The 20,778-nt window shown below is 67.3% G+C and carries 21 protein-coding genes; 14 read left to right on the top strand and 7 right to left on the bottom strand.

Features of this window, described 5'->3' with window-relative positions; genetic code table 11:
* Window position 1: 1 nt before the first annotated feature.
* From V7Q48_RS05650 to V7Q48_RS05620, 7 genes are all read left to right on the top strand, one after another.
* Window positions 2-1,084, top strand: a complete 1,083-nt coding sequence (locus V7Q48_RS05650; protein WP_333836803.1) for a protein-glutamate methylesterase/protein-glutamine glutaminase — start codon at window positions 2-4, stop codon at window positions 1,082-1,084.
* Window positions 1,081-2,895, top strand: coding sequence for a hypothetical protein (locus tag V7Q48_RS05645; RefSeq protein ID WP_333836802.1), 1,815 nt, complete (start codon window positions 1,081-1,083; stop codon window positions 2,893-2,895). Before V7Q48_RS05650 ends, V7Q48_RS05645 begins: the two co-directional genes overlap by 4 nt.
* Before the next feature lie 51 nt (window positions 2,896-2,946).
* The gene (locus V7Q48_RS05640) at window positions 2,947-3,579 is read left to right on the top strand and encodes a TetR/AcrR family transcriptional regulator (RefSeq protein ID WP_333836801.1); all 633 of its coding nucleotides are present in this window, start codon (window positions 2,947-2,949) and stop codon (window positions 3,577-3,579) included.
* A 547-nt stretch (window positions 3,580-4,126) separates the two neighbouring features.
* The gene (locus V7Q48_RS05635; protein WP_333836799.1) at window positions 4,127-4,717 is read left to right on the top strand and encodes a response regulator transcription factor; all 591 of its coding nucleotides are present in this window, start codon (window positions 4,127-4,129) and stop codon (window positions 4,715-4,717) included.
* On the top strand, window positions 4,714-5,166 hold the full coding sequence (locus V7Q48_RS05630) for a BLUF domain-containing protein (RefSeq protein ID WP_333836797.1): 453 nt from the start codon (window positions 4,714-4,716) through the stop codon (window positions 5,164-5,166). The genes V7Q48_RS05635 and V7Q48_RS05630 overlap by 4 nt, the downstream gene beginning before the upstream one ends.
* A 538-nt stretch (window positions 5,167-5,704) precedes the next feature.
* Window positions 5,705-5,980 (top strand): HU family DNA-binding protein, encoded by a 276-nt coding sequence (locus V7Q48_RS05625; RefSeq protein WP_333836796.1) that lies wholly within the window; start codon window positions 5,705-5,707, stop codon window positions 5,978-5,980.
* A 34-nt stretch (window positions 5,981-6,014) separates the two neighbouring features.
* Window positions 6,015-6,278, top strand: coding sequence for a hypothetical protein (locus tag V7Q48_RS05620; RefSeq protein ID WP_333836795.1), 264 nt, complete (start codon window positions 6,015-6,017; stop codon window positions 6,276-6,278).
* Here the strand turns inward: V7Q48_RS05620 and V7Q48_RS05615 are convergent.
* The gene (locus tag V7Q48_RS05615) at window positions 6,262-6,744 is read right to left on the bottom strand and encodes a GreA/GreB family elongation factor (RefSeq protein WP_333836908.1); all 483 of its coding nucleotides are present in this window, start codon (window positions 6,742-6,744) and stop codon (window positions 6,262-6,264) included. The two genes, V7Q48_RS05620 and V7Q48_RS05615, sit on opposite strands and share 17 nt — an antisense overlap.
* A gap of 154 nt (window positions 6,745-6,898) precedes the next feature.
* Between V7Q48_RS05615 and V7Q48_RS05610 the strand changes: the two genes are divergently transcribed.
* The 4 genes from V7Q48_RS05610 to V7Q48_RS05595 all read left to right on the top strand — a co-directional run bounded on the left by V7Q48_RS05610 (window position 6,899) and on the right by V7Q48_RS05595 (window position 10,309).
* Window positions 6,899-7,480, top strand: a complete 582-nt coding sequence (locus tag V7Q48_RS05610; RefSeq protein ID WP_333836794.1) for a DUF159 family protein — start codon at window positions 6,899-6,901, stop codon at window positions 7,478-7,480.
* Between the two features lie 156 nt (window positions 7,481-7,636).
* The gene (locus V7Q48_RS05605; protein ID WP_333836793.1) at window positions 7,637-8,650 is read left to right on the top strand and encodes a diacylglycerol/lipid kinase family protein; all 1,014 of its coding nucleotides are present in this window, start codon (window positions 7,637-7,639) and stop codon (window positions 8,648-8,650) included.
* A gap of 22 nt (window positions 8,651-8,672) precedes the next feature.
* Window positions 8,673-9,563 (top strand): hypothetical protein, encoded by an 891-nt coding sequence (locus V7Q48_RS05600; RefSeq protein ID WP_333836792.1) that lies wholly within the window; start codon window positions 8,673-8,675, stop codon window positions 9,561-9,563.
* Entirely contained in the window at window positions 9,560-10,309 is a 750-nt protein-coding gene (locus V7Q48_RS05595; RefSeq protein ID WP_333836791.1) for a nucleotidyltransferase family protein, read from the top strand. The genes V7Q48_RS05600 and V7Q48_RS05595 overlap by 4 nt, the downstream gene beginning before the upstream one ends.
* A 20-nt stretch (window positions 10,310-10,329) precedes the next feature.
* On the opposite strand, the gene V7Q48_RS05590 is transcribed toward V7Q48_RS05595, so the two are convergent.
* Both V7Q48_RS05590 and V7Q48_RS05585 read right to left on the bottom strand, forming a co-directional pair.
* Window positions 10,330-11,646: a lipopolysaccharide biosynthesis protein gene (locus V7Q48_RS05590; RefSeq protein ID WP_333836790.1), complete on the bottom strand. Its 1,317-nt coding sequence runs from the start codon at window positions 11,644-11,646 to the stop codon at window positions 10,330-10,332.
* Window positions 11,643-12,827, bottom strand: coding sequence for a hypothetical protein (locus tag V7Q48_RS05585; RefSeq protein ID WP_333836789.1), 1,185 nt, complete (start codon window positions 12,825-12,827; stop codon window positions 11,643-11,645). Before V7Q48_RS05585 ends, V7Q48_RS05590 begins: the two co-directional genes overlap by 4 nt.
* Before the next feature lie 80 nt (window positions 12,828-12,907).
* Here V7Q48_RS05585 and V7Q48_RS05580 point away from each other — a divergent pair, with 80 nt between their 5' ends.
* Window positions 12,908-13,423: a DUF2141 domain-containing protein gene (locus V7Q48_RS05580; RefSeq protein ID WP_333836788.1), complete on the top strand. Its 516-nt coding sequence runs from the start codon at window positions 12,908-12,910 to the stop codon at window positions 13,421-13,423.
* 14 nt (window positions 13,424-13,437) lie between these two features.
* On the opposite strand, the gene V7Q48_RS05575 is transcribed toward V7Q48_RS05580, so the two are convergent.
* The 4 genes from V7Q48_RS05575 to V7Q48_RS05560 form a co-directional block, all read right to left on the bottom strand.
* Entirely contained in the window at window positions 13,438-15,246 is a 1,809-nt protein-coding gene (locus V7Q48_RS05575) for a GGDEF domain-containing protein (protein ID WP_333836787.1), read from the bottom strand.
* A gap of 122 nt (window positions 15,247-15,368) precedes the next feature.
* Entirely contained in the window at window positions 15,369-17,825 is a 2,457-nt protein-coding gene (locus V7Q48_RS05570; RefSeq protein ID WP_333836786.1) for a TonB-dependent receptor, read from the bottom strand.
* A gap of 100 nt (window positions 17,826-17,925) precedes the next feature.
* Entirely contained in the window at window positions 17,926-18,609 is a 684-nt protein-coding gene (locus tag V7Q48_RS05565; protein WP_333836784.1) for a response regulator transcription factor, read from the bottom strand.
* A complete protein-coding gene (locus V7Q48_RS05560) occupies window positions 18,606-19,919 on the bottom strand; it encodes a sensor histidine kinase (protein ID WP_333836782.1) in 1,314 nt (437 codons plus the stop codon). The genes V7Q48_RS05565 and V7Q48_RS05560 overlap by 4 nt, the downstream gene beginning before the upstream one ends.
* A gap of 92 nt (window positions 19,920-20,011) precedes the next feature.
* On the opposite strand from V7Q48_RS05560, the gene V7Q48_RS05555 reads away from it, so the two are divergent.
* Together V7Q48_RS05555 and V7Q48_RS05550 are read left to right on the top strand one after the other, a co-directional pair.
* Complete coding sequence (locus V7Q48_RS05555) at window positions 20,012-20,446, top strand: globin domain-containing protein (protein WP_333836781.1); 435 nt, start codon at window positions 20,012-20,014, stop codon at window positions 20,444-20,446.
* Between the two features lie 161 nt (window positions 20,447-20,607).
* Window positions 20,608-20,772, top strand: coding sequence for a hypothetical protein (locus V7Q48_RS05550; protein ID WP_333836780.1), 165 nt, complete (start codon window positions 20,608-20,610; stop codon window positions 20,770-20,772).
* The last annotated feature ends 6 nt before the right edge of the window (window positions 20,773-20,778 follow it).

Here is a 20,778-nt window from a genome sequence, read left to right as displayed (position 1 = left end):
CATGGCCCGCCCTCCCATCCGCGTCCTTGTCATCGACGACAGCGCCAGCGTGCGCCAGACCATGAAGGCCATCCTCGAGGAGGATCCCGACCTGCAGGTCGTGGCGACCGCCGCCGATCCCTTCGCCGCGGCGCGCCATATCCAGAACCAGGTGCCCGACGTCATCACCCTCGATGTCGAGATGCCGCGGATGGATGGCATCACCTTCCTGCGCAAGCTGATGCAGCAATGCCCGATACCGGTGGTGATGTGCTCTTCCCTGACAGAGGCTGGCTCGGATACCCTGCTCGAGGCGATGCAGGCTGGCGCGGTCGACGTCATCCTCAAGCCGCGGATCGGCGTCGCCGACCATCTGGCGGAAAGCCGCATGATGGTCCGCGATACGGTCAAGGCCGCGGCCCGCGCCCGTGTACGCCAGCAAAGCGCGCGAGAACTTGCCCAGCCCCGCCTGACCGCCGACGCGGTGCTGCCGCCCCCGCTGCGCAACCCCGGCACGCGGGCGATGAGCCGCACGACCGAGATGGTCGTGTGCATCGGCGCTTCGACCGGCGGCACCGAGGCGCTGCGCGAAATGCTCGTCGCCCTCCCCGCCAACGCGCCCGGCATCGTCATCGTCCAGCACATGCCCGAGCACTTCACCCGCGCATTTGCCGCCCGTCTCGACAGCCTGTGCGAAGTGTCGGTCAAGGAAGCGGAGGATGGCGACACCGTCATGCGCGGCCATGTCCTCATCGCGCCGGGCGGACGGCACACCCTGCTCGACCGCCAGGGCGCGCGCTATTGCGTGTCGGTCCGCGACGGGCCGCTGGTCAGCCGTCACAGGCCCTCGGTCGACGTGCTGTTCCGCTCGGCCGCGCGCTGCGCCGGCAGCAACGCGCTGGGCATCATCATGACCGGCATGGGCGACGACGGTGCGCGCGGCCTGCTCGAAATGAAACAGGCCGGCGCACGCACCATCGCGCAGGACGAGGCGACTTCGGTCGTGTTCGGCATGCCCAAGGAAGCCATCGCGCGCGGCGCCGTCGATCGCGTCGCTCCGTTAGGCGCCATAGCCCAGAGCCTGATGCAGGAAACCGCCCGTTGACCATGCCCCGGATGGCGCCCCAGCTGGCGCCGCTGCCTGATCTGCCACCTTTTCCGCCAGAGGGTGATGCCCACCACAGTGGTGGGCCGACGGCGCTGCCCCGCACCGCCGCCGTGCGCGCACAGCTCGCCGACGTTCTCACCGGGCTCGACGATCACTTTACCCGCATCGGCGCGGCGCTGGAGCAGACGGTGAGCGCGATCGCCGCCATGCTCAGCACCTTGGGGACGATCAGCGCCGCGCTTCATGCCGGCGATGGCAACGGCGCGGTGGGCAAACTGACCGCAGCCGCCGGTCGGTTGCACCAGGTGACCGGCCAGGTCGCCGGCCGCCGCAGTGAAGTCGCCCGCATCCGCCGAATCTCGGCCGCGCTCACCGACCAGGTTGGCGATCTCATGCGCACGCTCGAGGCGCTGCGGATCTACGGCATGAACGTCAAGATCACCGCGGGCGGCGCGCGTGAATTCGTCGACTTCGCCGAATTGATGGCGGACAAGCTCAACGCCGGGAAGGCCGATGCCGAGGGCTTCCATGCCCGACTTGCCGAGCTTGAACGCAGTCTTGTCGGCATGGTCCGGTCCGACGAACGGCTGGCCAGCGAATGCGCCCGGGTGGTGCCACAAGTGCCCGATCGCCTGATCCGCGATTCCGCCGCCCTGCAGCAGCATCAGGACGCCTTGGGTGCGACGGCAAAGGCCGTGGCCGAAGCCGCCGCCGTAATCCAGAGCCGGGTCGCCACCGTGCTCGGCGCCATCCAGATCGGCGACATCGCGCGTCAGCGGCTCGAGCACATCCTCGGCGCCTGCGAGACCCTGGACGCGCACCTCGATCGCGACGAGGGCCACAATGAGTCGGCCACCAGCTGTGCGCGTGTACTTGCATTGATCCAGGCCCAGCTCGACGACACGGCCGCCGACTTCCGCCGGGAGACGCAAGTGCTCGTGGCCTCGCTGCGCGAGCTTGAGCCGCAGGCGCGCCGCCTCGTTGCCTTGCAGACGCGGACCGGTTCGCCGGCCGATGGGCAGAATGCCGAAGCCGGGTTCCTGCGCCAGCTGGAGGCCGGGATCACCGAGGCGACTGCCATGATCGCGCAGTTGCAGAAGGCCGATCGACAGGCCGCCGCAACCCTCGGGCTGATCGTCGACACCGTGCGCGATCTCACCTCGCGTGCCACGGCCATCCGCGCCCTGCGCATCGACGTGCAGCTGATGGCGATCAACATCGGTCTCTCGTGCCGCCGGGTCGAGGTGATCGGCCGGCCCATGACCGTCATCGCCAACGAGATCCGCACCCATTCCGAGCAACTCGACGAGGCGGTGACGAGCATAACCGCCGCCGCCGACGACCTGCAGGGTTGCGCAAAGGCGATGGACGACGCCGCATCGGGCCCGGCCAGCGGCGGTACGGGCGAAGACCTCGACCAGTCGCTGGCGATGATCCGCGAGGCCGCCGGCAGCACCGAACGGGCCTTGTGCGTGGCCGCCGAGCAGGGCGACACGATCGTGAGGATGATCGACGAAACGCGCGATGCCCTCGAGATCAGCCTCGAACTGGCGACGCGGGTCGAGGCGGTGGGCGCCGGGGCGAGCGAACTCGTGAATGCACTAGGAACGGCAGCATCGGGGGCTGGCGAACCTGGCGCCGAAGATGCGGCCGGGGCTGTCATGGACGTCATCGCGCGCAGCTACACCATGGCGGGCGAGCGCCAGGTCCATGAACGCTTTCGCGCGCTGGTAGGGCCACATGCCGGCCCGAGCGCGTCCGTCAGCGGCTGTCCGCAACAGGAGGATGACGACGCACTTTTCCTGTGACACGCACGACAATGGACGGGGCGACGATGCCCTTCTATGCTGGACGGTACGATGAACGCGACAGCTTCCACCCCGACAGTGCCCACCGAATGCGTCACGCGCGGACGCCCGCGCCAATTCGATCCCGACCAGGCATTGATGTCGGCGCTCAAGGTCTTCTGGGCGCGTGGCTACGATGGCGCCTCGCTGTCGGAACTGACCGAGGCGATGGGAATCACCCGCCCCAGCCTCTATGCCTGCTTCGGAAACAAGGAGTCGCTGTTTCGCAAGGCGCTGGATCTCTACGAGCGCGACAAGCTCAACTACGTGCTTGCCGGTCTCGACGAGCCAACCGCGCGCGGCGCAATGTCACAGCTGTTGCATCGCGCGCTCGTGCTGATCACCGGCGACGAGTCGCAGCGGGCATGCCTTGGCGTGATGAGTGCGGTCGCGTCGAGCACCTTCGACCACGAGATGCGCGATGAAATCAAGGCGCGCCGCGCTGCTTACAACGACGCGATCATGCGCCGTTTCGATCGCGCCGAGGCCGACGGCGACATCCCCCCCGGCCATGACGGTCACTCACTCGGCGCCCTGTGCATCTGCATTCTCAATGGCTTGAGCGTCATGGCCAGTTCCGGCGCCAGCGACGAGACCATGCGCCGTGCGTCCGAGGCCGCACTTGCGGTCTGGCCGGGTCGCTGAATACCTCGGCTTTTGGCTCTATCTGCCGTCTACGAAGAGGTTGACCACGCCGGGCTTCGTTTATATACCGATTGGTATTGAATGCCCTGGCCAGCCAGCCTCCCCCCAGGCCGGTTTCCCCCTCCCCCCAAGGCCAGCGGACATTCAAGGTACGGCGCGCCCCCTGCGCGTCGGTCCAATATCGGCAAGACCCTCCCCCCGGTCTGCCGTGGATTGGCCCCGGTTTCGCCGACGCAGCACTGTCCGTGCCGGCGAAACCGGACCTTTCCTTGCCAGATTATGGCTCGTTGCTGCGATGTATTGCGCAAATGCCGACAGCTTTTTCAGCGCGATTTAGGCCAAACCACAGTCGTCTCGGTATTTTCCCGTAGCGATACGGTATTGGTTTGCGTCATCTCCAACTACACACGCTTTCTCTATAAGATTAAGAATTTGTAGGCATTTGGGGCAGATGGGCGGATTAAACCTGGGGCAACGCAACGTGCATGTCGTCGACGGAGACGCCGTACACCGTCGCGACCTCGCAAAACAGCTGCGCCAATTGGGGTTGGAAGCCCACCCTTTCGCCTCGATGTCGGACTTCGCCGATGCGGCAGGTTACCTGCCGGCCGGATGCGTGCTGCTCGCCTATCGCACGCATAGCGATGATAGTGGGCAAGCGAAGCGCGAAGCCACGGACATGGCCCGCGACATCCAGTCGACGGTGCAATCCGTACTCGAACGGCGCCCCGAAATGTCCGTGATCATCATGGATACCGAAGCCAGCGTCCGCGCGGCGGTCCAAGCGCTGCGCGCCGGTGCGATCGATTTCCTGCACATTCCTGCCAGCACGGCCGAATTGCGCGATGTTCTGGACCATGCCTTCGCGGTCCTGCCTGCGCGCATCGTGCGGCAGCAGCGCGTCGGCCAAGCCACGGCGATGACCACCCAATTGACGCCGCGCGAGCAGGAAGTGCTGCGCGGGGTCGTCGCCGGCCTCACCAATCGCGCCATCGCCGAACGGCTCAAGATCGGCGTTCGCACCGTCGAGATGCACCGCGGCAACATCATGCACAAGCTGCAGATGGACAATCTTGCAGCCTTGATTCGCTTTGCGCTGCTGACCGGCATCCTCGACCAGGGACTGGACGCGGCGTGACCACGCCTGGTGCCGCGCCCACCGGCACCGCCTCCGAGCCGCAGTGCCGGCATTGGGCCTATGTGAGCCGGTGCATCCTGCCCGTGTCGTGGAGCGCGGGCGCCGTCGACGACATCGTGCGGCGGGCACGGCTGTCCAACTTCCATGCCGGCATCAGCGGTGCACTGCTGTTCACCGGCGAACATTTCGCGCAATACATCGAGGGGCCTGCCGATGCCCTCCAGCGCCTTCAGGACCGCATCGGAGCAGATCGGCGCCACACCGACCTTTCCATCGTCGCGGAGGGCACGCGACCGGACCGAATCTTCACCGGCTGGTCACTGGCCTATGATGGAACCTCGACCTACCTCGCAGCCACCATCGCGCGGATGTGGGCGCGCGAAAGCGGGGCGGACGACCTGATGGCGATCCTCCACGCCTTTTTGCCGGTGCGAACAAGGCCCGCCTGACCCGGGCGCTAGCCGCGATGGGCAGGGTTCTGCCCACAGAATTTTCACCATTGTGGTGCGGCATTTATAAGCGCCGTCCCGCGTGAGCACGCCAGCACCGCACCTGCTCAAGAATATGCACGAACCCCGATAAATGCTGGGTTTTACCACGCATAGGCGTTTCCCGCCTCGGAGGGTTCGGTCACGCACGCGACGTGCAGCGTGTCTGTAGCTTCAGCGATCAATATACCATAAAATCAGATATATAGCGCATAGACTTGAATTCTCTGCCAACCTTTCGCCTGATGGGCGGTGCAATCGCCGCCATATCGGCTGCGTTATTTTCGGCCCGGTGTCGGGATTGCCACACGCGGCACGGCGCGTGCTGCAACGCGATGAAACGGCAGGCGCTGAACCCCAGCCGCCATCGCCCGCGCCCGCTCCGAAGGGACAGCAGGGCCCGCAACCCGGCGCAATCCCATGGTTTCTCGACCATCCCCCGATTTACAGCGGCGAAAATGGGCGTTAGTCCGCGTCGGCATTTTGGAGAAACGCTACCATGAACACTACTGAACTTGTCGATGCCGTCGCCGCCAGCCAGGGCATTGCCAAGGCCGAAGTCCGCAAGACGGTGGATGCTGTTCTCGCCGCCATTGCCGACGCCGCGACCCAGGGCGAAGAAATCTCGCTGAACGCGTTCGGCAAGTTCAAGGTCAAGGACGTGCCGGCTCGCGAAGGCCGTAACCCCTCGACCGGCGAACCGATCCAGATCGCGGCTTCGCGCAAGCTCAGCTTCGCGCCGGCCAAGGCCCTGAAGGACAAGCTGAACGGCTGATAGCCGCCAGCATCGTCTGCGACAAAGGCGTTCCGTGGATTTCGACGACCAGATGCGCCGCTATTTCGGTGATGCCGATCCTGCATCGGCTTCACCGGGTGCGCTGGCCGCGGGCATGGAACGCCTTTCCGTCGACTTCGGGCTGGAAACCGACCCGGCGCGCCGCTTCGCGCTGTGGAGCCTGATGGTCATGCTCGGCAACGCGCCCGATCTCGACGTCGCCTTTCCGGACCCGCGCGAGCGCGACGCCGCCCGCAATTTCCTCGACATGATCGATCGCGCTACGGCTCGGGATTGATTTCCAGGGCAGGATTGATCTCCAGAATCGTCACCGCGTCGGGCTTTCCGGCGAAATCGACGGTCTCTCCTGCTTCGGCCCCCATGATCGCCCGCGACAGCGGCGCCGTGAACGACAGCAGGCCCGCAGCAGGGTCGGCCTCGTCGTCCCCCACCAGCATGATCGTACGCTCGCGTCCGTTGTGGCTAAGCCGCACGACGCTGCCGAACGCGACGACGTCGTCGCCGGGCGGCGGCATGACCTGCGCGCTTGCCTGACGGGTCGACCAATACCTGAGGTCGCGCCGGATCGCCTTGCGGACTTCGTCGTCCTCCGCGGTCGCCAGCGCGTTTTCGAGTTCCGTCACCCGCGCCGCAATCTGCGCGAAACCTTTCTGGGTCACGAGGTTCGGGCCGGGCGGGATCGGCAGTTCGAACCTGGGTTCGAGATGCTCGTCATCGGTCTCGCGCCGAAATGCCACGCTCATCGTCGAACCTCCTGCCGCAACGTCTCCCGGGGCCGGGTGCCGAACGGGAGGGGATCGACGGGCATCGGCCATCACACAGCGCACGGCAAGCGCTTTTGCCGGTTCGAACGGCGACAGGCTTGGCAAAGCGCGTGGTGGCGCACAAAGATGACCCATGTCGCTGTCCTATGTTCTCGACGCTCCGGCGCGCACGATCGCTGATGCGCTTGGCGCCGATTGCGGGAACGACCCTTGGGAAGGCGGCGCGGTAACGGCCGGGAGCTATGCCCCGGTCGTGATCAAGGGACGCGACGGACGCAGGCGCCTGGTGCCGCGTCAGTTCGGCGTCCCGCCCCCGCCCCGCAGCGCGAATCCTCACGTCGTGACCACACTGCGCAATCTCGAGAGCCCGTTCTGGATCGGCACCTTGCGCCACACGCAGTTCCGTTGCCTCGTGCCGGCAACCCACCTCGCTCTGGGCGGCAGGGGCCGCTGGTGGGTGTCTACGGAGGGTCCGATCATGGCGCTGGCGGGAATCTGGCGCGATTCCGAGGTGCCGAGTTTCGCCGTTGTCACGGTGGCGGTCGATCGCCTGTCCGGGCCGGCCGACCTGCCGCAGACGGCACCATTGCTGCTGACACCGCGCGAACAGGCGCGCTGGCTGACCGACGCCTGGGCCGATGCGGAGGCGCTGGCGCGGCCACTCCATCCCGATCGATTACGTCGCATAAGATCAGGGAACGAGAGCGACGGCTGACGCATTCTGATCCGCCACTCCAAAAAAAATCCATTTTTCAGTTTTTTTTGGAAACCCATCTTGGTTTTGCGCGTTGCCGCCACCATTGAGTGACTGGACCGTCACGTGCCGCACTCCGCCGATTGCGCGGGCTGCGGGGATTTGGATCGAGCGGAGATGAAACAGGAATTCGGCCCCGCCGGCGGCGGGCTCACCACCATTCGCCCTGAGGATTTCGTGCCACGCGAGGCGGCACGCGTGGTGCCGCGCGTCGGCGTGATCGCCAACCCGCGCAGCCACCGCAACCACGGCGGCTCGCGCCCCACCGAGCTGCCCGAGGCCTTCGTGTTCAAGCGGGAGCCCGCATCGCGCAACGAACTGGTCGGTATCTTGACCCAGTTCGCGCAGGAGCGCGTGGACCTGCTGGTGATCGACGGCGGTGACGGCACGATCCGCGACGTCCTGAGCGTCGCGCACGGGGTATTCGGTGCCAAGATGCCGCGCGTGGCGGTGATCCCGTCGGGCAAGACCAACGCACTGGCCATCGACCTTGGCCTGCCGGCACACTGGAGCCTGGGCGATGCCATCCGCGCCCACCTAGCCGACCAGGTCATGGACCGTGCGCCGATCCAGATCCACTGGAACAACCGCGCCCTCCCCGACCAGCTCGGCTTCATCTTCGGCCTCGGCGTGTTCAACCGCGCGACGATGCTGGCGCAGCGCGTCCACAGCAAGGGCGTCTTCAACAGCTTCGCGGTCTTCGTCACGCTGGCCACGGCGCTGCTCAAGAGCATGTTCGGCGGCGCGCGCAACAGCTGGCGCCGCGGTGAAATGGCGCGCATCTCGCGCAACGGCGTCGATATCATGGCGGTTCGGGTGTACCTGCTGCTGGCCTCGACGCTGCGCCGCATGCCGGTCGGGCTGCGGCCGTTCGGCAAGGTGCGCGACGGGCTCAAGTTCCTGACCGTCAAGGCGCCGCCGCGCGCACTGTTCCGCCACTTCCTCCCCGTGATGAAGGGCCACGAGTCCCCCTCCCTCGAGGCGGACGGTTACGTTCGTCGCGACGCGGACCGCGTGTTCCTGTCGCTCGACCGAGGCTTCATCCTCGATGGCGAGCAGTTCCCGGGCGGCAACCTCGTCGTCAGCGAAGGCCATCCGATCGCCTTCATCGTCCCGGCCGCTGCCGCTTGAATTTCATCCGAGGACACCACCCATGTTGAGCAAGGCCGTTGCCACGATGCTGGCCGAACCGGCGCGCCGCGAGATCGTCGAGGCCGCCCGGATCCTCGCCGACCGTCTCGGCGGCGATGCGGTGCTGTTCTACGGATCGAACCTGCGTCGCAACGACCTGGAAGGCCTGGTCGACTTCTACGTGCTGCACGAGCGCCCGATGCGCGGTCTTGGCACCGTGATCTGGCCCGACGTCGGCTATCATGAAATCCAGCTCGGCGGAGCAACGGTGCGCGCGAAGGTCGCCGTCATGTCGCTGGCGCAGTTCCGCCGGGCCACCCAGGGCCGCGGCGTCGATACGACGGTCTGGGCGCGGTTCTGCCAACCCAGCAGGTTGCTCTATGCCCGCAACGAGTTCGTGGCGCAGGGCGTGCGCCGGGCCGTCGCTTCGGCGATCATGACCGCATCGCGCTTTGCTCTGGCGCTCGGCCCCGCCGAGGGGACGCCCGACGACTGGTGGCTCGCGCTGTTCCGCCAGACCTACAAGGCCGAACTGCGTGTCGAGCCGGCCTCCCGCGCCGGCACGATCATCGACAGTGCACCCGATCATTTCCGCACGATGCTGCCGCTGGCGTGGCGTGCTCTGCCCTTGGCGGTGAAAAGCCGCGACGGCTTGCTGGTGCCGCGAGTCAGCGATGCGCAACGTGCGCAATGGCGCCGCGAATGGGGCTGGCGTCGCCCCCTCGGAAAGCCGCTCAATGCGCTCCGCCTGATCAAGGCGGCCTTCACGTTCGACGGGGCAACCCGATACGCCCTGTGGAAGATCGAGCGGCACTCGGGCCTCAGCATTGCGCTGACGCCGTGGCGCGAACGCCATCCGATCCTCGCCGCACCGGGCGTGCTCCACCAGCTGTGGCAGGCACGCCGGGCGTGAACCGCTATTCCGCCCTCATCCTGGCGGGATCGCGGCCCGGCGGAGATCCCGTCGCGCGGGCTGAAGGCGTCGGCGCCAAGGCGCTGGTCGACGTGGCCGGGCAAGAGATGCTCAGCCGCGTGATCGCCGCGGTTCGCGAAGCGGGCGCCGACCGGATCGGCGTCGTCGCCTCGGACCCGGACACCATTGCGCTCGCCGAAGCGCAGGGCTGCGTGATCATACCGGCCGCATCCGGGCCGAGCGAAAGCGCCGCGCGTGGATTTGCCGCTCTCGGTGCGCCGATGCTGCTGACCACCTCGGATCATCCGCTGCTTCAGGGCCAATGGATCGAGGATTTCCGCCAGACCGTTCAGCCGACGAGCGACGTGGCCGTCCTGCTCGCGCGTCGTGACGTGGTCGAAGCGGCCGTGCCGCAGACGCAGCGCACATGGCTGCGTTTCGCCGACGGCGAATGGTCGGGCTGCAATCTGTTCCTGTTCCGCACCCCTGCGGCCGTGGCGGCCTTTGCCTTGTGGCAGGCGGTGGAGCGGGACCGCAAACGTCCCTGGCGGATCGTGCGTCGGCTCGGCCCCGGCCTGCTGTTGCGCTATCTGGCCGGGCGGCTGTCTCTGGCGGACGCGGTCGCCCACCTCGGGCGCAAGGCCGGGGTGGTGGTAGAGGCACTCGCAACACCCCATGGGCTTGCGGCGGTCGACGTTGACAAGGTCGAGGATCTGGCGCTCGTGCGGCAGATCCTGTCGCGCTGAGGCACGGCACCTTGGCCGGTTCAGGACGCCGCCTGCGCCCCTGTTCCATGGCGCAATGCGTAGCGCCACAGCACTACGCCGAGCAGGATGCTCGCCGCAGCCGAGCCGGCGAAGGCGCCGATGCTCGCCCCCAGTGCACCGATCCGCGGCATCAGAAGGAGCATCAGCGCGATCTGGAATGCCACCGCTCCCGCGCGGGCAAGCGTCGCCGAAACCGCGCGATGCACCGACAGCAGAATCGGCTCGAACGCGGCGGCGGCGAGTTCGATCGCTCCCGCCCCCGCCAGCCACAACAGGTAGACGTACCCTGCACCAAACGCGGCACCGCCGACGAGTACCAGCAGCTGGTGGCCACAAACCGCGACCAGTCCCATGACGAGGCCCGCCGCACCAACACACGCGATCGCCACGCGCAGGACCCCGCGACGGAAGACCGCCGGCGAGGCGCTGCGTATGGCACGGACCATCTCGGGAAAGGCGGCGCGGGTCAGCAGGATCGACAGCTTCGACAGGGCATTGGCCAGTTGCGCGGCGAGGCGGAAGGCGCCGGCCGCGGCCGGGCCGGCAAAACCGCCGACCATGAGCAGCGGCAATTGCCGGGCGGCAAGGCCAAGGCTCGACTGGCCGTTGGCCCCCAGCAGCATGGGCACAAGGCCCGGGTTTTCATGGCGGATCGTCGCGAAATCCGGCCTGGGCCCGCAAATGCGGCGCAAGGCGCCGGTCTGGGCGGCCAGCGCCCACGTCGCGGCCCAGGTCATCAATTCGGCCAAGGCCCAGGCAACCAGAAAGCCGACGAGGCCGGGCGCCCACCGCTGGACCAGTACTGCGCCGGCAAGACGCATCAGCGGCTGCACGCTGTCAGCGAGCGCGGCGAGGCGGAAGCGGTCATGCATGCGCAGAATGCCGGTAGGGGTCGAGCGCAGCGTCACGAGCTGAACCACGGCATAGCCCGCCGCGAAGGGCACGACCGCCGGGTCCAGACCGAAAAGCGCGGGCGCGGCCAGGCATATCACCGTGACCACGACAATGCCGAGCAGGGTGCTGGCCGCCTCGATCAGCACCGCCGCCTGCTCGAGCCGCGCCAGCGCCGCCTCCCGGCCTGCGCCTTCGTGCGCCAGGCCGTATTGCACGACCAGCTTCCACGTCTCGAAGCTGACGAGCGTTGCCAGCGTCTGGGCCGTGCCGGTGATCAGCGCGAAGCGGCCGAAGTCGGCAAGGCCGAGCGTGCGCGTCGCAATGCCGATGTAGACCAGCGACAGCACCGCCATCAGCGCATTGCTGGCCAAGAGCCACCCGAGGTTGCGGGCGACGGCCCCTGCCCTGGCCCGCAGGCTCATCGTGGCGTCCAGGCGCGCGGGCTGGCGGCCAGGTCGATCAATGCCTCGGCGGCGCGGAGCACGGCGGGATGGCCGGGCTGATGCGAGATCGTATCGGCGAAGAGCGCGGCTTGGGTGTCGCGCAAGGCCGCCTGCCTTTGCCACAGCCCCGGTATCAGCGCGGCAAGACCCGCCGCGTCGCGTGCCACCTCCCCGCCACGCCAGGCCGGATAAGCGCCCTCGCGCGAGCGGGGATCACGGGAGAATGCGTCGATGAACAGCATCGGGCGCGGATGCACGAGGAACTCATAGACCTGGCTCGATACGTCGCCGACGTAGGCATCGGCGGCGAGGGTGTACGTCATGTCGACCAGGCGCGTGCTGCCGGTGTCGATCAGGATATTGGGTGCAGTCCGCCAGTGCGGGGCGATGTCGGGGCGAAGCCGCGCCGTGCGATATTCAAGCGAGATATGCAGTGTCTTGCGGAACAGCATGATATGTGGCGCAAAAATCAGGTTGTAGTTCTGCCCGGCCGAACCCGCGAACCAGTCGAGAAGAGCTGGCCCATGATCGTACCAGCTGGACAACAGCGGATCGAAATGCGGGTTATAGACCAGAACGGGATTGTCGTTTGGAAACAGGCGCTCACGCCGGTTAAGGTCGATGGTGTTGAACTTGGGATAGCCGACCACTCGCAAACGCTCGGCCGGTGCGACACCGCGCTGGATCATCTCGCGCGCGGTCTTCTCACCACTCACCAGGATGCGGTCAAACCCGCCCTTGCCGGGGTGGTAGGACACCATGCGATCCCCGGCGCCGTGAGGCACATAGGCGAACTGCGCCTGGCCCGCGGGATCGCGGATCGACAGGCACGTTCGCTCGGCGCTGACGACGACCGTCGCGGCATTGATGCGGCGGGCGTGATGGCGCAGGCGCATGACGCGGCGAACCGGTGCCACGCGATTTGGCAAGGCCAGCGCGCTCTCGAGCCAGGCCGGCAGCGCAATATCGAGCCAATTGACCTGCCCCGCCACACGCGCGCCGAGCACCGCCTCGACCCGGTCGCGGATCGCAATGGTCGCCGTCGCACAGGTGATCGTGCGGCCGGTTTCCCGCTCGGCCAGCGCCCGCGCAATGCCGGCAATGTGCGCCACCTGGTGCGGCGCATCATGATTGAACAGGAACAGGATCTCGTCAGGCATCGCCGTCGCGGTCCTTCACTTGTGCCCAAATTGCAACCCGCAAATGCCCGAACCGGGCGCCTCGGAACAGGATAGCCACAATGATCCGCAAATTCACGACATCGCTTGCGCTGGCCGCAGGCCTGCTGGGCGCAGCACCGCTCGTCGCTCAGGCGCAAACCACCCGCGAAACCCGAACCCCGCCCCGTGCCTGCGCCCCCGGCGGGCGGAGCCTGACGGTAACCGTCACCGGGTTCAGCAACACGACCGGCACGGTCCGCGCCCAGTTGTATGGTCCGGGCCCCGCCAAATTCCTCGCCAAGGGTGCATGGACCATGCGGATCGAGCAGATCCGCCGCCACGATGGGCCGATGCAGTTCTGCTTCCCGATCGACCGTCCGGGCGAGTATGCGGTGGCGATCCGTCACGATGCCAACGACAATCACGCCTCGGACTGGAACGACGGCGGTGGATTTACCGGCAATCCGCACCTCTCGCTGCTCAAACTGAAGCCGCCGTTTGCCAAGACGGCGGTGACCGTCGGCGATGCCCCCGTGCGGCAGTCCGTAGTGATGCAGTACCGTCGCGGCCTCGGCATCGGCCCACTCGCGCGGTGATCCTCCGGCCGCGTTCACCCAAACGCGCTGGTGGTGCGCGACGGCGTCACGGCAAGGTCGGCCGTGGGCGCGAGGACCACGCGATTGCGCCCCTGCCGCTTGGCGGCATAGAGCGCGGCGTCCGCCTTGCGGTACAGCGTGGTGAAATCGTCGCCGGGTGACAGCATCGCCACCCCGACACTGACCGTCACGCCGCCTTCACCCAGCATCGCGCCGAAGTCGCAGGCGGCAATGGCGCTGCGCACGCTTTCCGCGAGTTGCAGGACGGCGAAGCGGCCCATGCCCTGTGCGACCAAGGCGAATTCCTCGCCGCCGACGCGGCCGACGGTGCACAGGCCTTCGTCCCAACGCGCAAGGCGCTCGCCGAGCGCGACCAGGACCGCATCGCCGGCGTCATGGCCGTGCGTGTCGTTGATCGTCTTGAAATGATCGACATCGAGCAGCAGCATCGCGGCGTTACCCACCTCGCCCGCATCCTGGAACATCGGCGCCATGCGTTCGATCAGGCCACGCCGGTTACGCAGGCCCGTCAGCGGGTCGCGGCGGGCCTGCTCCTGCGCTGCGGCTTGCGCGATCAGCGCACGATCGCGCTCGATCCGCATCCGCGTGAAACGGCGTGTCGCGGCGACCGAGAGCCACATGGTCTGGAACGAGGCCGACAGCAGGACCAGCATCTGGGCGCCGCCGCCCCACAGGATGCGCGATGTGTCGACAAAGCCCGACAGGCCCATGACGAGGATCGGCAGCGCCCAGGCGCCGACGAACGCGCGCGCTGCCGAACTGCCGCGCCGCCACGCGATCGCCAGCAAGGCGACGGTCAGCACGAGAAGCAGGAGGACGAATACTCCGATTGCCGCGGCCCAGGCCGACATCGGCCCGCTGCGCATGAACCCGAGAGGAATGCCGAGCAGTGCCAGGGCAACGGCATTGGTGAGGATCACGCGGCGCAGCCAAAGCGGAGTCATTCCCGGCTCCAGCGCGCTGACCATGCTGGTGGTGGTGAACAGCATGGCGAAACACGACAACGGCGTGCAGATCTGCGCCGCTATCGTTCCGGCCATCGAAGGCAGGAAGAACAGATGGAACTGGGACCACAACGTACCCCATGCGAGCATCGTTGCGGACCAGGCGGCCTGCCACGCTGGGAATTGCCGTCGCACCGCCAGCGCCAGCGCGCCGTTGTAGATCGCCCCGATGAGCAGGAGCATCAGGCACGCGCCGGTCAGGCTGGCGATGGCGATCGACTGGATGTCGGCCTGCGCGCTTTCCAGCATGCGGATGCGCAGCATGTCGGCCGCCCCCAGCCGGTCGAACCGCAAGTCCACGCCTACCAGCGGTGCGCTGCGGGAATCGGGCGTGAAGGCCATCTGCCCACCCAGCCGCCAGTGCGTGCCGAAATCGCCGGCTCTCACACTTTGCCAGTCACGCGACCCGTCGGCATAACGAAATCCGACCAACAAGGTGTCGAAGCGCGAGTAGTGGATCATCAGAACCGGCGCCTTGCCGCCCTTGGCCACGACGTCGGGCCCGCCGCGCAGCCACAAACTACCCCGCTGGTAGCCGGACGGTTCGCCGGTGCAGGCATAGTGCGCCGGGTCACCGTGATCCCGCGCGTTCGCGGCCGGGATCGGGGTCGTGGCATGGCACAGCGTGTCGACCGGGACCCATTCGAGGTTCGCCTGGGCCGCCCCCATCGGCGAGATGTCATCGTTCTCGCTTGCCTGGGCCGGCGTGCAGACCACGCACGACAACACCATCGCGAGCGCCGCGAGCGCCTTGCGCAGCCCCGCCGTCGGCGACCGGCGCACACCGGATTTGATCACCCCTTCCCTCATGGCATTGATATGCCATGAAAGGGTCTTCAAATGGTTACGACATTGCAGCCAGCCGGCTCCGTACGACATACGATGTCGGCCGCAGCCTTACGCGCCGTCGCAACAATCGATCAGAAACGGACGCGCGCGCCCACTTCGATCGAGCGCGGCGCGCCGGGCGCAAAGAACGTGCTCTGCAGCAAGGGCCGCTCGCCGTCCACGACCGGACCCGCAAAAGGCCGTGCCACGAACCGCCCGCCGGCATCGAAGGCCGTGGCGCCGAGTTGTGCTGCCGTGGCGTAGGATTTGTCGAGGACGTTGCGGACCATCGCGAACAGGCTCAGCCCCTCGCGCAGCCGGCCCGTCGCGCCGAAAGTGACGACCGCGTAGGGCGCGGTCCGTCCCGGCCCAAGGTACATCGTGCCGTCGGCCTGGTGCGCATTGTTCTCGTTGCCGCGTGCCCAGACACCCGAGACGGCCACGGCATCGAGGTCGAGCGACAGCCAAGGCGCTGCCTGCCAACCGATCGCCGCCTTGGCGGTATGGCGGGGCAGGAGCGGGATCTGGTCGCCGGGGCGAATGTCGATCGTTCCATCGAAGCCTGGCCCGGGCCCGTCGTTGCTGCTGTTGGCCGATCCGTTGACCACCTCGGGGCTGCGATACGTTGCATCAAGATAGGCATAGCTTGCCGAGAACGTCCAATTTTGGACTTTGGCATCTGCTGACAATTCAATGCCTTGCCGCCGGGTCTTGCCGAAGTTGCGAAAGTATCCATAGCCTGATGCGTTGTCGCTGACGAACAGGATGTCGTCGCTGCTGTCGGTTCGGAATACGCTGGCGCGGGCGTGCAGGATGCCGCGCTGCACATCTGCGCGCGCCTCGAGCGTGCGCGCGATGACCTGCCGCAGCGGCGGGTCTCCGGCGAGTGCGTTGGGCAGCCGGCAGGGGCTTTCGGGGTCGGAGCATCCCAGTTCGATCGCCGACGGCGCGCGCGCCGCCTGGCTCCACGACAGCGTCAATCCGCTACCGCCGGCACTGCGGACATGGAGCGAAACTGCGGGGTTGAAGCGTTGGTAGACCGGGCTGCTGTCGAGCGATCCGGTGCCGCCACCCGGCGTGATGCGGTCGCGATTGCGGACGGCCACGCGGTCGTAGCGGCCGGCCAGATCGAGCGAGAAAGGCCCGCCGAGCGTCACCTGGTCGAGCGCATAGGCAGACAGCGTCGAGGTCGTGGCGTGGAGATCGACCCGCGCATCGAATGCGTTTTCAGAGTCCTGCGTGCCATCGGCGAAAGCCCCCGGCCCCGCAACTGCGGTCACGGTCCGATCGGGCATGAGGTATCCGAACTGGCTGGTCTGCCCGAAATCCGCAGTGCCTCTCACCCACGAGCCGCCCACGACCACTGCGTGTCCGATACTGCCGGTCTTCAGGTCGATCGCGGCCTCCAGGGTGCCGCCCCATTCATACTGCCGGGTGCGCGAGCGATTGAGGATGCCATTGCATTTCTCGTTGGGCTCGCTGTTGAGCAGCACGTTGGCAATGCAACGCCATTTGGGGAACGCGGTGTTGCCCTGCGTCTCACCCGACGTGGGGAAGCCACGGTAACCCGCCTCCGCCAGCGCTGCGCGCTCCGCCGCGTTGGGCTGATAGAGATTCTCGCCAAGGGCATCGTCGTTGACGTCACCGTTGAGCGTGCTGGTGCGGATCGTCCGCCAGAACGCATTGGCCCGCAGGGTCACGCCATTGCCGACCTGCCTGTCGGCGTTAAGCACGACCATGCCCATGCGGTTGCGGGTGGTATCGGGCGCGGTATAGATGCTGCGGCGATCGGCGGCGAGCAGCCGCATCTCCTGCAAGCCGTTCCCGGTCAGGTTCGTATCGGCAAAGTGGCCGGACAGCGCGACATGGCCGGCGGCATCGCTCCACCCCAGACGTCCGAACGCGCGCGTCGCCTCTGACGGCGACATGGCGCGCCAGCCATCTTCGTAGAAATGATCACCCGCCACGAACCAGTCGAACCCGCTTGCGGTAACGCCGCCCGCCTGGCCACGCACCGTGGTTCGACCGAAGGAACCGGCGCTGAGTTCCGCCCCGATGCCCGGGTCGCTGCGCCCGCTCTTGGTGCGCAGCACCAGCGCGCCAGCCAGCGCGTTGCGCCCGAACTGCGGAGCAGAGCCCGACACGAGGTCGACGTCGGCTATCGCATTGGTCGGAATGAGGTCCCAACTCACCACGTCGCCGAAGGGCTGATTGATGCGAACCCCGTCGAGATAGACCGACAGGCCCTGCGGCGTACCCAGCAGCGGCGAGGCCGTCAGTCCGCGATAGTTGACGTCAGGCTGCAGCGGATTGCCCTGGATCTCGTTGATCGTCACCCCGGGCGCTGTGCGGGCCAGATGCTCGGCGATGCTGGTCGCATGGGTCGCGGTCAGCGCCGGCGCATTGCCCAGTTCGTCCGCCTCGCCGGTCAGTGGCGTCGCGCGCACGACGATGTTCTCGGCAGCTTGTTCCTTAGGAGCCGGGGCGCCCGTATCGGCCTTCGCCCAGGCCGGGCTCGCCATGACCAGGAGCGACGCGCCCGCGCTCAACCATGCACCCCTGCTCATCATCTCCGCCCCTCGTTGTTCTTGTGGGGGAAAGGCTTAGCAGAGCCATGCCGCCGAAACCTGAGGACGGCCTCAGTCCGACCTAAGGTACAAGACGCAAGGCATACCCCTGCCCGCGATGCGCCTGGACGGCGAGGCCAGGCGCATCGTCGCCGGGTTCGGGCAGGCGCCGGCGAAGCGCGCTAATTGCCACATCGACCGCATTGTCGGTGATCACCGCGTCGGCGCCCCACACCCGGTCGACGAGCTGCGAACGCGAGACGATCCCGCCGCGCGCTATCGCCAGTTCCGTCAAAAGTGCGAAGGCCCGTGGCTCGAGCGTCAGTGGCGCGTCGCGCCAGGTCGCCCGGCCGCTTGCCCGGTCGATGCACAGTGCCTCCCACTTCACCGGTGCCGGTGCCAGCTGCTCGGAGCGGCGCACCATCACGCCGACCCGCGCCGCAAGCTCGGCAAAAGCGAAGGGCTTGGGCAGGTAGTCGTCCGCGCCAGCGGCGAACCCATCGAGCCGGTCATCGAGCGCCCCACGCGCGGTCAGCATCAGCAACGGCAAGCCATGACCGGCCGCCCGGATGGCGCGGCACAGTTCTAGCCCGTCGGCATCCGGCAAGCCGAGGTCGAGAACGATCGCGGCGATGGGCGCCTCGGCCAAGGCATCGAGCACCCCGGCCCCCTGGCGGAGCCAGCGAACCGCCAATCCCCGCGCGGACAGCCCCTGAACTACGGCCCGCCCGATGGCGACATCGTCCTCCACCAGCAATACGCTCATGCACGGTGCTCCACGGGCAGGGATATGTCGATCGCACATCCCCCGCCCTCGAGGTTGCGCGCGGTGATCATGCCGCCATGCTGTTCGACGACCCACCGCGCTAGTGCAAGCCCCAGCCCGGACCCGCCCCGCGATCGACCGGCGTCGGACTGGTAATAGGCATCGAAGATCCGCGGCAAGTCGGCATCCATGACCCCGGGCCCGCGGTCCGTGATCACGATCGTCGCACGCTGCTCCGGCGCGAGGGAGAGCGCCACGGACAACGCGGTGCCCTCCGGTGAGAACTTAAGCCCGTTTTCCATCACGGCCAGCAGGGCCTGCCGCAGCCAGCGCGCATCGCCGCGTACGACAGCCGGCTGGTCCGGTGCGGCCATGACGATCGTGACATCGACCGATGCCGCATACCTGCGCGCTTCGGCCACCGCGTCGGCCACGGCCCGGTGCAGGTCGAACGGCTCGTCGGCGAGTTGAAGCTGACCGTCTTCTGCCCGCGCAAGACCGAGCAGTTCGTCTATCCGGTGCGAGAGGAACGCCGCGCCGGCGACGACATGCGCCAACGTCTCGCGCAGGGACGACGTGGGAAGATCAGGCTGTTCAAGCGCGACCTCGGCCGCGCTGCGCAGGCCTGCGACGGGTGTGCGCAATTCGTGGCTGGCCTTGGCGAAGAACAGCCGCCGAGAGGAATCGACGGCCGCGATACGGGCCGTGCGGACCTCGACCAGCGCCTCTAGCGCGCGGTTGGCGCGCCACAGCAGCCATGCGCCGCACAATGCCGAGGCCAGTGCGACGACGGCGAGCAGCCCGGCGATCGTGAGGCTGCGCCGACCCGCCGCGGCCAGCGCATTGCGCGCCTCGACCACTTCGGCTGCCTCGCGCGCGGCAATCTTTGTCGCGAGATCCTGGATTACGGGCGTTCCGGCCGCCCTGCGCGCCAGTTGCTCGAGCCGCTCGGCATCGCGCCGTTCCGCCGACTGGGCCGGGGGGCCTGCCCCGTGCTCCAACGTGGCCTCGGCGATGATGAGATCACGATAACCCCGTGCCGCCGCATCGAGCGCCTCAGCCTGCGCCGGAGATGCGGGCCCGGCACGGCGGGCCAGAAACGCGATCTGCGCCACGGCGGCGGCCTGCTGCTCAGACAGACTGGCCCGGGCGAACTGCCGCTCGGCATGACGCGCGCTGGCCGCAAACGCGATCACCAGCAAGCCAAGCGCGACAACAAGCAGCGCGAACAGCCCGGCCAGCACCCGCGCCCGTGCCGAAATCGCGGAAAGCGGCGGGACAGGAGCGGATGAAGTGATCTCGGTCGGCATCGCGGCAATCATCGCCGGATCGGACAATTATGCCAAGGCCTCACACAGATAACCGCTGGCTCGCTGCCGCCACGGCGGATATGCCCCCGGCCATGACAGACGCCGTGCCGCCCCCAGCACAGGACATGACGCCTTACCTCGCCCTCGGCGGCGAACCGTTCGTCCTCGCTTTTTGCCAGCGCTTCTACGCGCTGATGGACAGCCTGCCCGAGGCGGCGGCCTGCCGCGCCGTGCATCCGCCGTCGCTGGAACGGGCGGAACAGCGTCTCTACGAATATCTGACGGGGTGGCTTGGTGGGCCGCCGCTGTACACCAGCCAATACGGACACCCGCGGCTGCGTATGCGCCATTTCGTCGCGCCGATCGGCCGTTCCGAGGTGGAAGGCTGGCTGTCATGCTTCCGCACGGCGTGGGACGAACTGGCCGGACCTTCGCCGCATGGCGATGCTGTCCTGCACCGTGTCGAGGCACTCGCCTGGCACATGACCAACAAGCCGGACACTGGCGAGGCCCCCTCGCAAAACTGATTTCATTGCATCGCAGCATCTTATGCCATCGAGGTCATGCAGATCGCTATGATCGTGGCCCTCGGCGTATCGGTGCACCGCAATATATGGTAGCGTCTAGCTCGCTCGAAGCGCAGGCATCCGGCGATTCACTACAGGGCAGTTGCTGGGAGGACATAATCTTGCAGCAGTTCAAGCACCTAAAGCATGCAGTCCTGTGCGCCATCGGTCGCCACAAGCCCGACCGCAGCCAGCGCTACGCCGAGCATGCGACCGAATATGCCCCGTGCCGTTACTGCGGTCAGAAGCTGCGCCACCACGGTCCGGGAGACTGGAGGGCCAGCTGACGCGCG

This window comes from Novosphingobium sp. (assembly GCF_036803765.1).
Lineage (GTDB): Bacteria > Pseudomonadota > Alphaproteobacteria > Sphingomonadales > Sphingomonadaceae > Novosphingobium.
Note: the sequence above shows the minus strand (reverse complement) of the source record. Positions and strands in the feature narration are given on the sequence as shown.

Bases quoted from the DNA above. Each gene is read 5' to 3' on its own strand.
- V7Q48_RS05605 (WP_333836793.1), top strand. From the start codon at position 7,637: ATGAAACAGGAATTCGGCCCCGCCGGCGGCGGGCTCACCACCATTCGC.
- V7Q48_RS05615 (WP_333836908.1), bottom strand. From the start codon at position 6,744: ATGAGCGTGGCATTTCGGCGCGAGACCGATGACGAGCATCTCGAACCC.
- V7Q48_RS05585 (WP_333836789.1), bottom strand. From the start codon at position 12,827: ATGCCTGACGAGATCCTGTTCCTGTTCAATCATGATGCGCCGCACCAG.
- V7Q48_RS05565 (WP_333836784.1), bottom strand. From the start codon at position 18,609: ATGAGCGTATTGCTGGTGGAGGACGATGTCGCCATCGGGCGGGCCGTA.
- V7Q48_RS05610 (WP_333836794.1), top strand. From the start codon at position 6,899: ATGTCGCTGTCCTATGTTCTCGACGCTCCGGCGCGCACGATCGCTGAT.
- V7Q48_RS05555 (WP_333836781.1), top strand. From the start codon at position 20,012: ATGACAGACGCCGTGCCGCCCCCAGCACAGGACATGACGCCTTACCTC.
- V7Q48_RS05625 (WP_333836796.1), top strand. From the start codon at position 5,705: ATGAACACTACTGAACTTGTCGATGCCGTCGCCGCCAGCCAGGGCATT.
- V7Q48_RS05580 (WP_333836788.1), top strand. From the start codon at position 12,908: ATGATCCGCAAATTCACGACATCGCTTGCGCTGGCCGCAGGCCTGCTG.
- V7Q48_RS05590 (WP_333836790.1), bottom strand. From the start codon at position 11,646: ATGAGCCTGCGGGCCAGGGCAGGGGCCGTCGCCCGCAACCTCGGGTGG.
- V7Q48_RS05650 (WP_333836803.1), top strand. From the start codon at position 2: ATGGCCCGCCCTCCCATCCGCGTCCTTGTCATCGACGACAGCGCCAGC.
- V7Q48_RS05640 (WP_333836801.1), top strand. From the start codon at position 2,947: ATGAACGCGACAGCTTCCACCCCGACAGTGCCCACCGAATGCGTCACG.
- V7Q48_RS05560 (WP_333836782.1), bottom strand. From the start codon at position 19,919: ATGCCGACCGAGATCACTTCATCCGCTCCTGTCCCGCCGCTTTCCGCG.
- V7Q48_RS05600 (WP_333836792.1), top strand. From the start codon at position 8,673: ATGTTGAGCAAGGCCGTTGCCACGATGCTGGCCGAACCGGCGCGCCGC.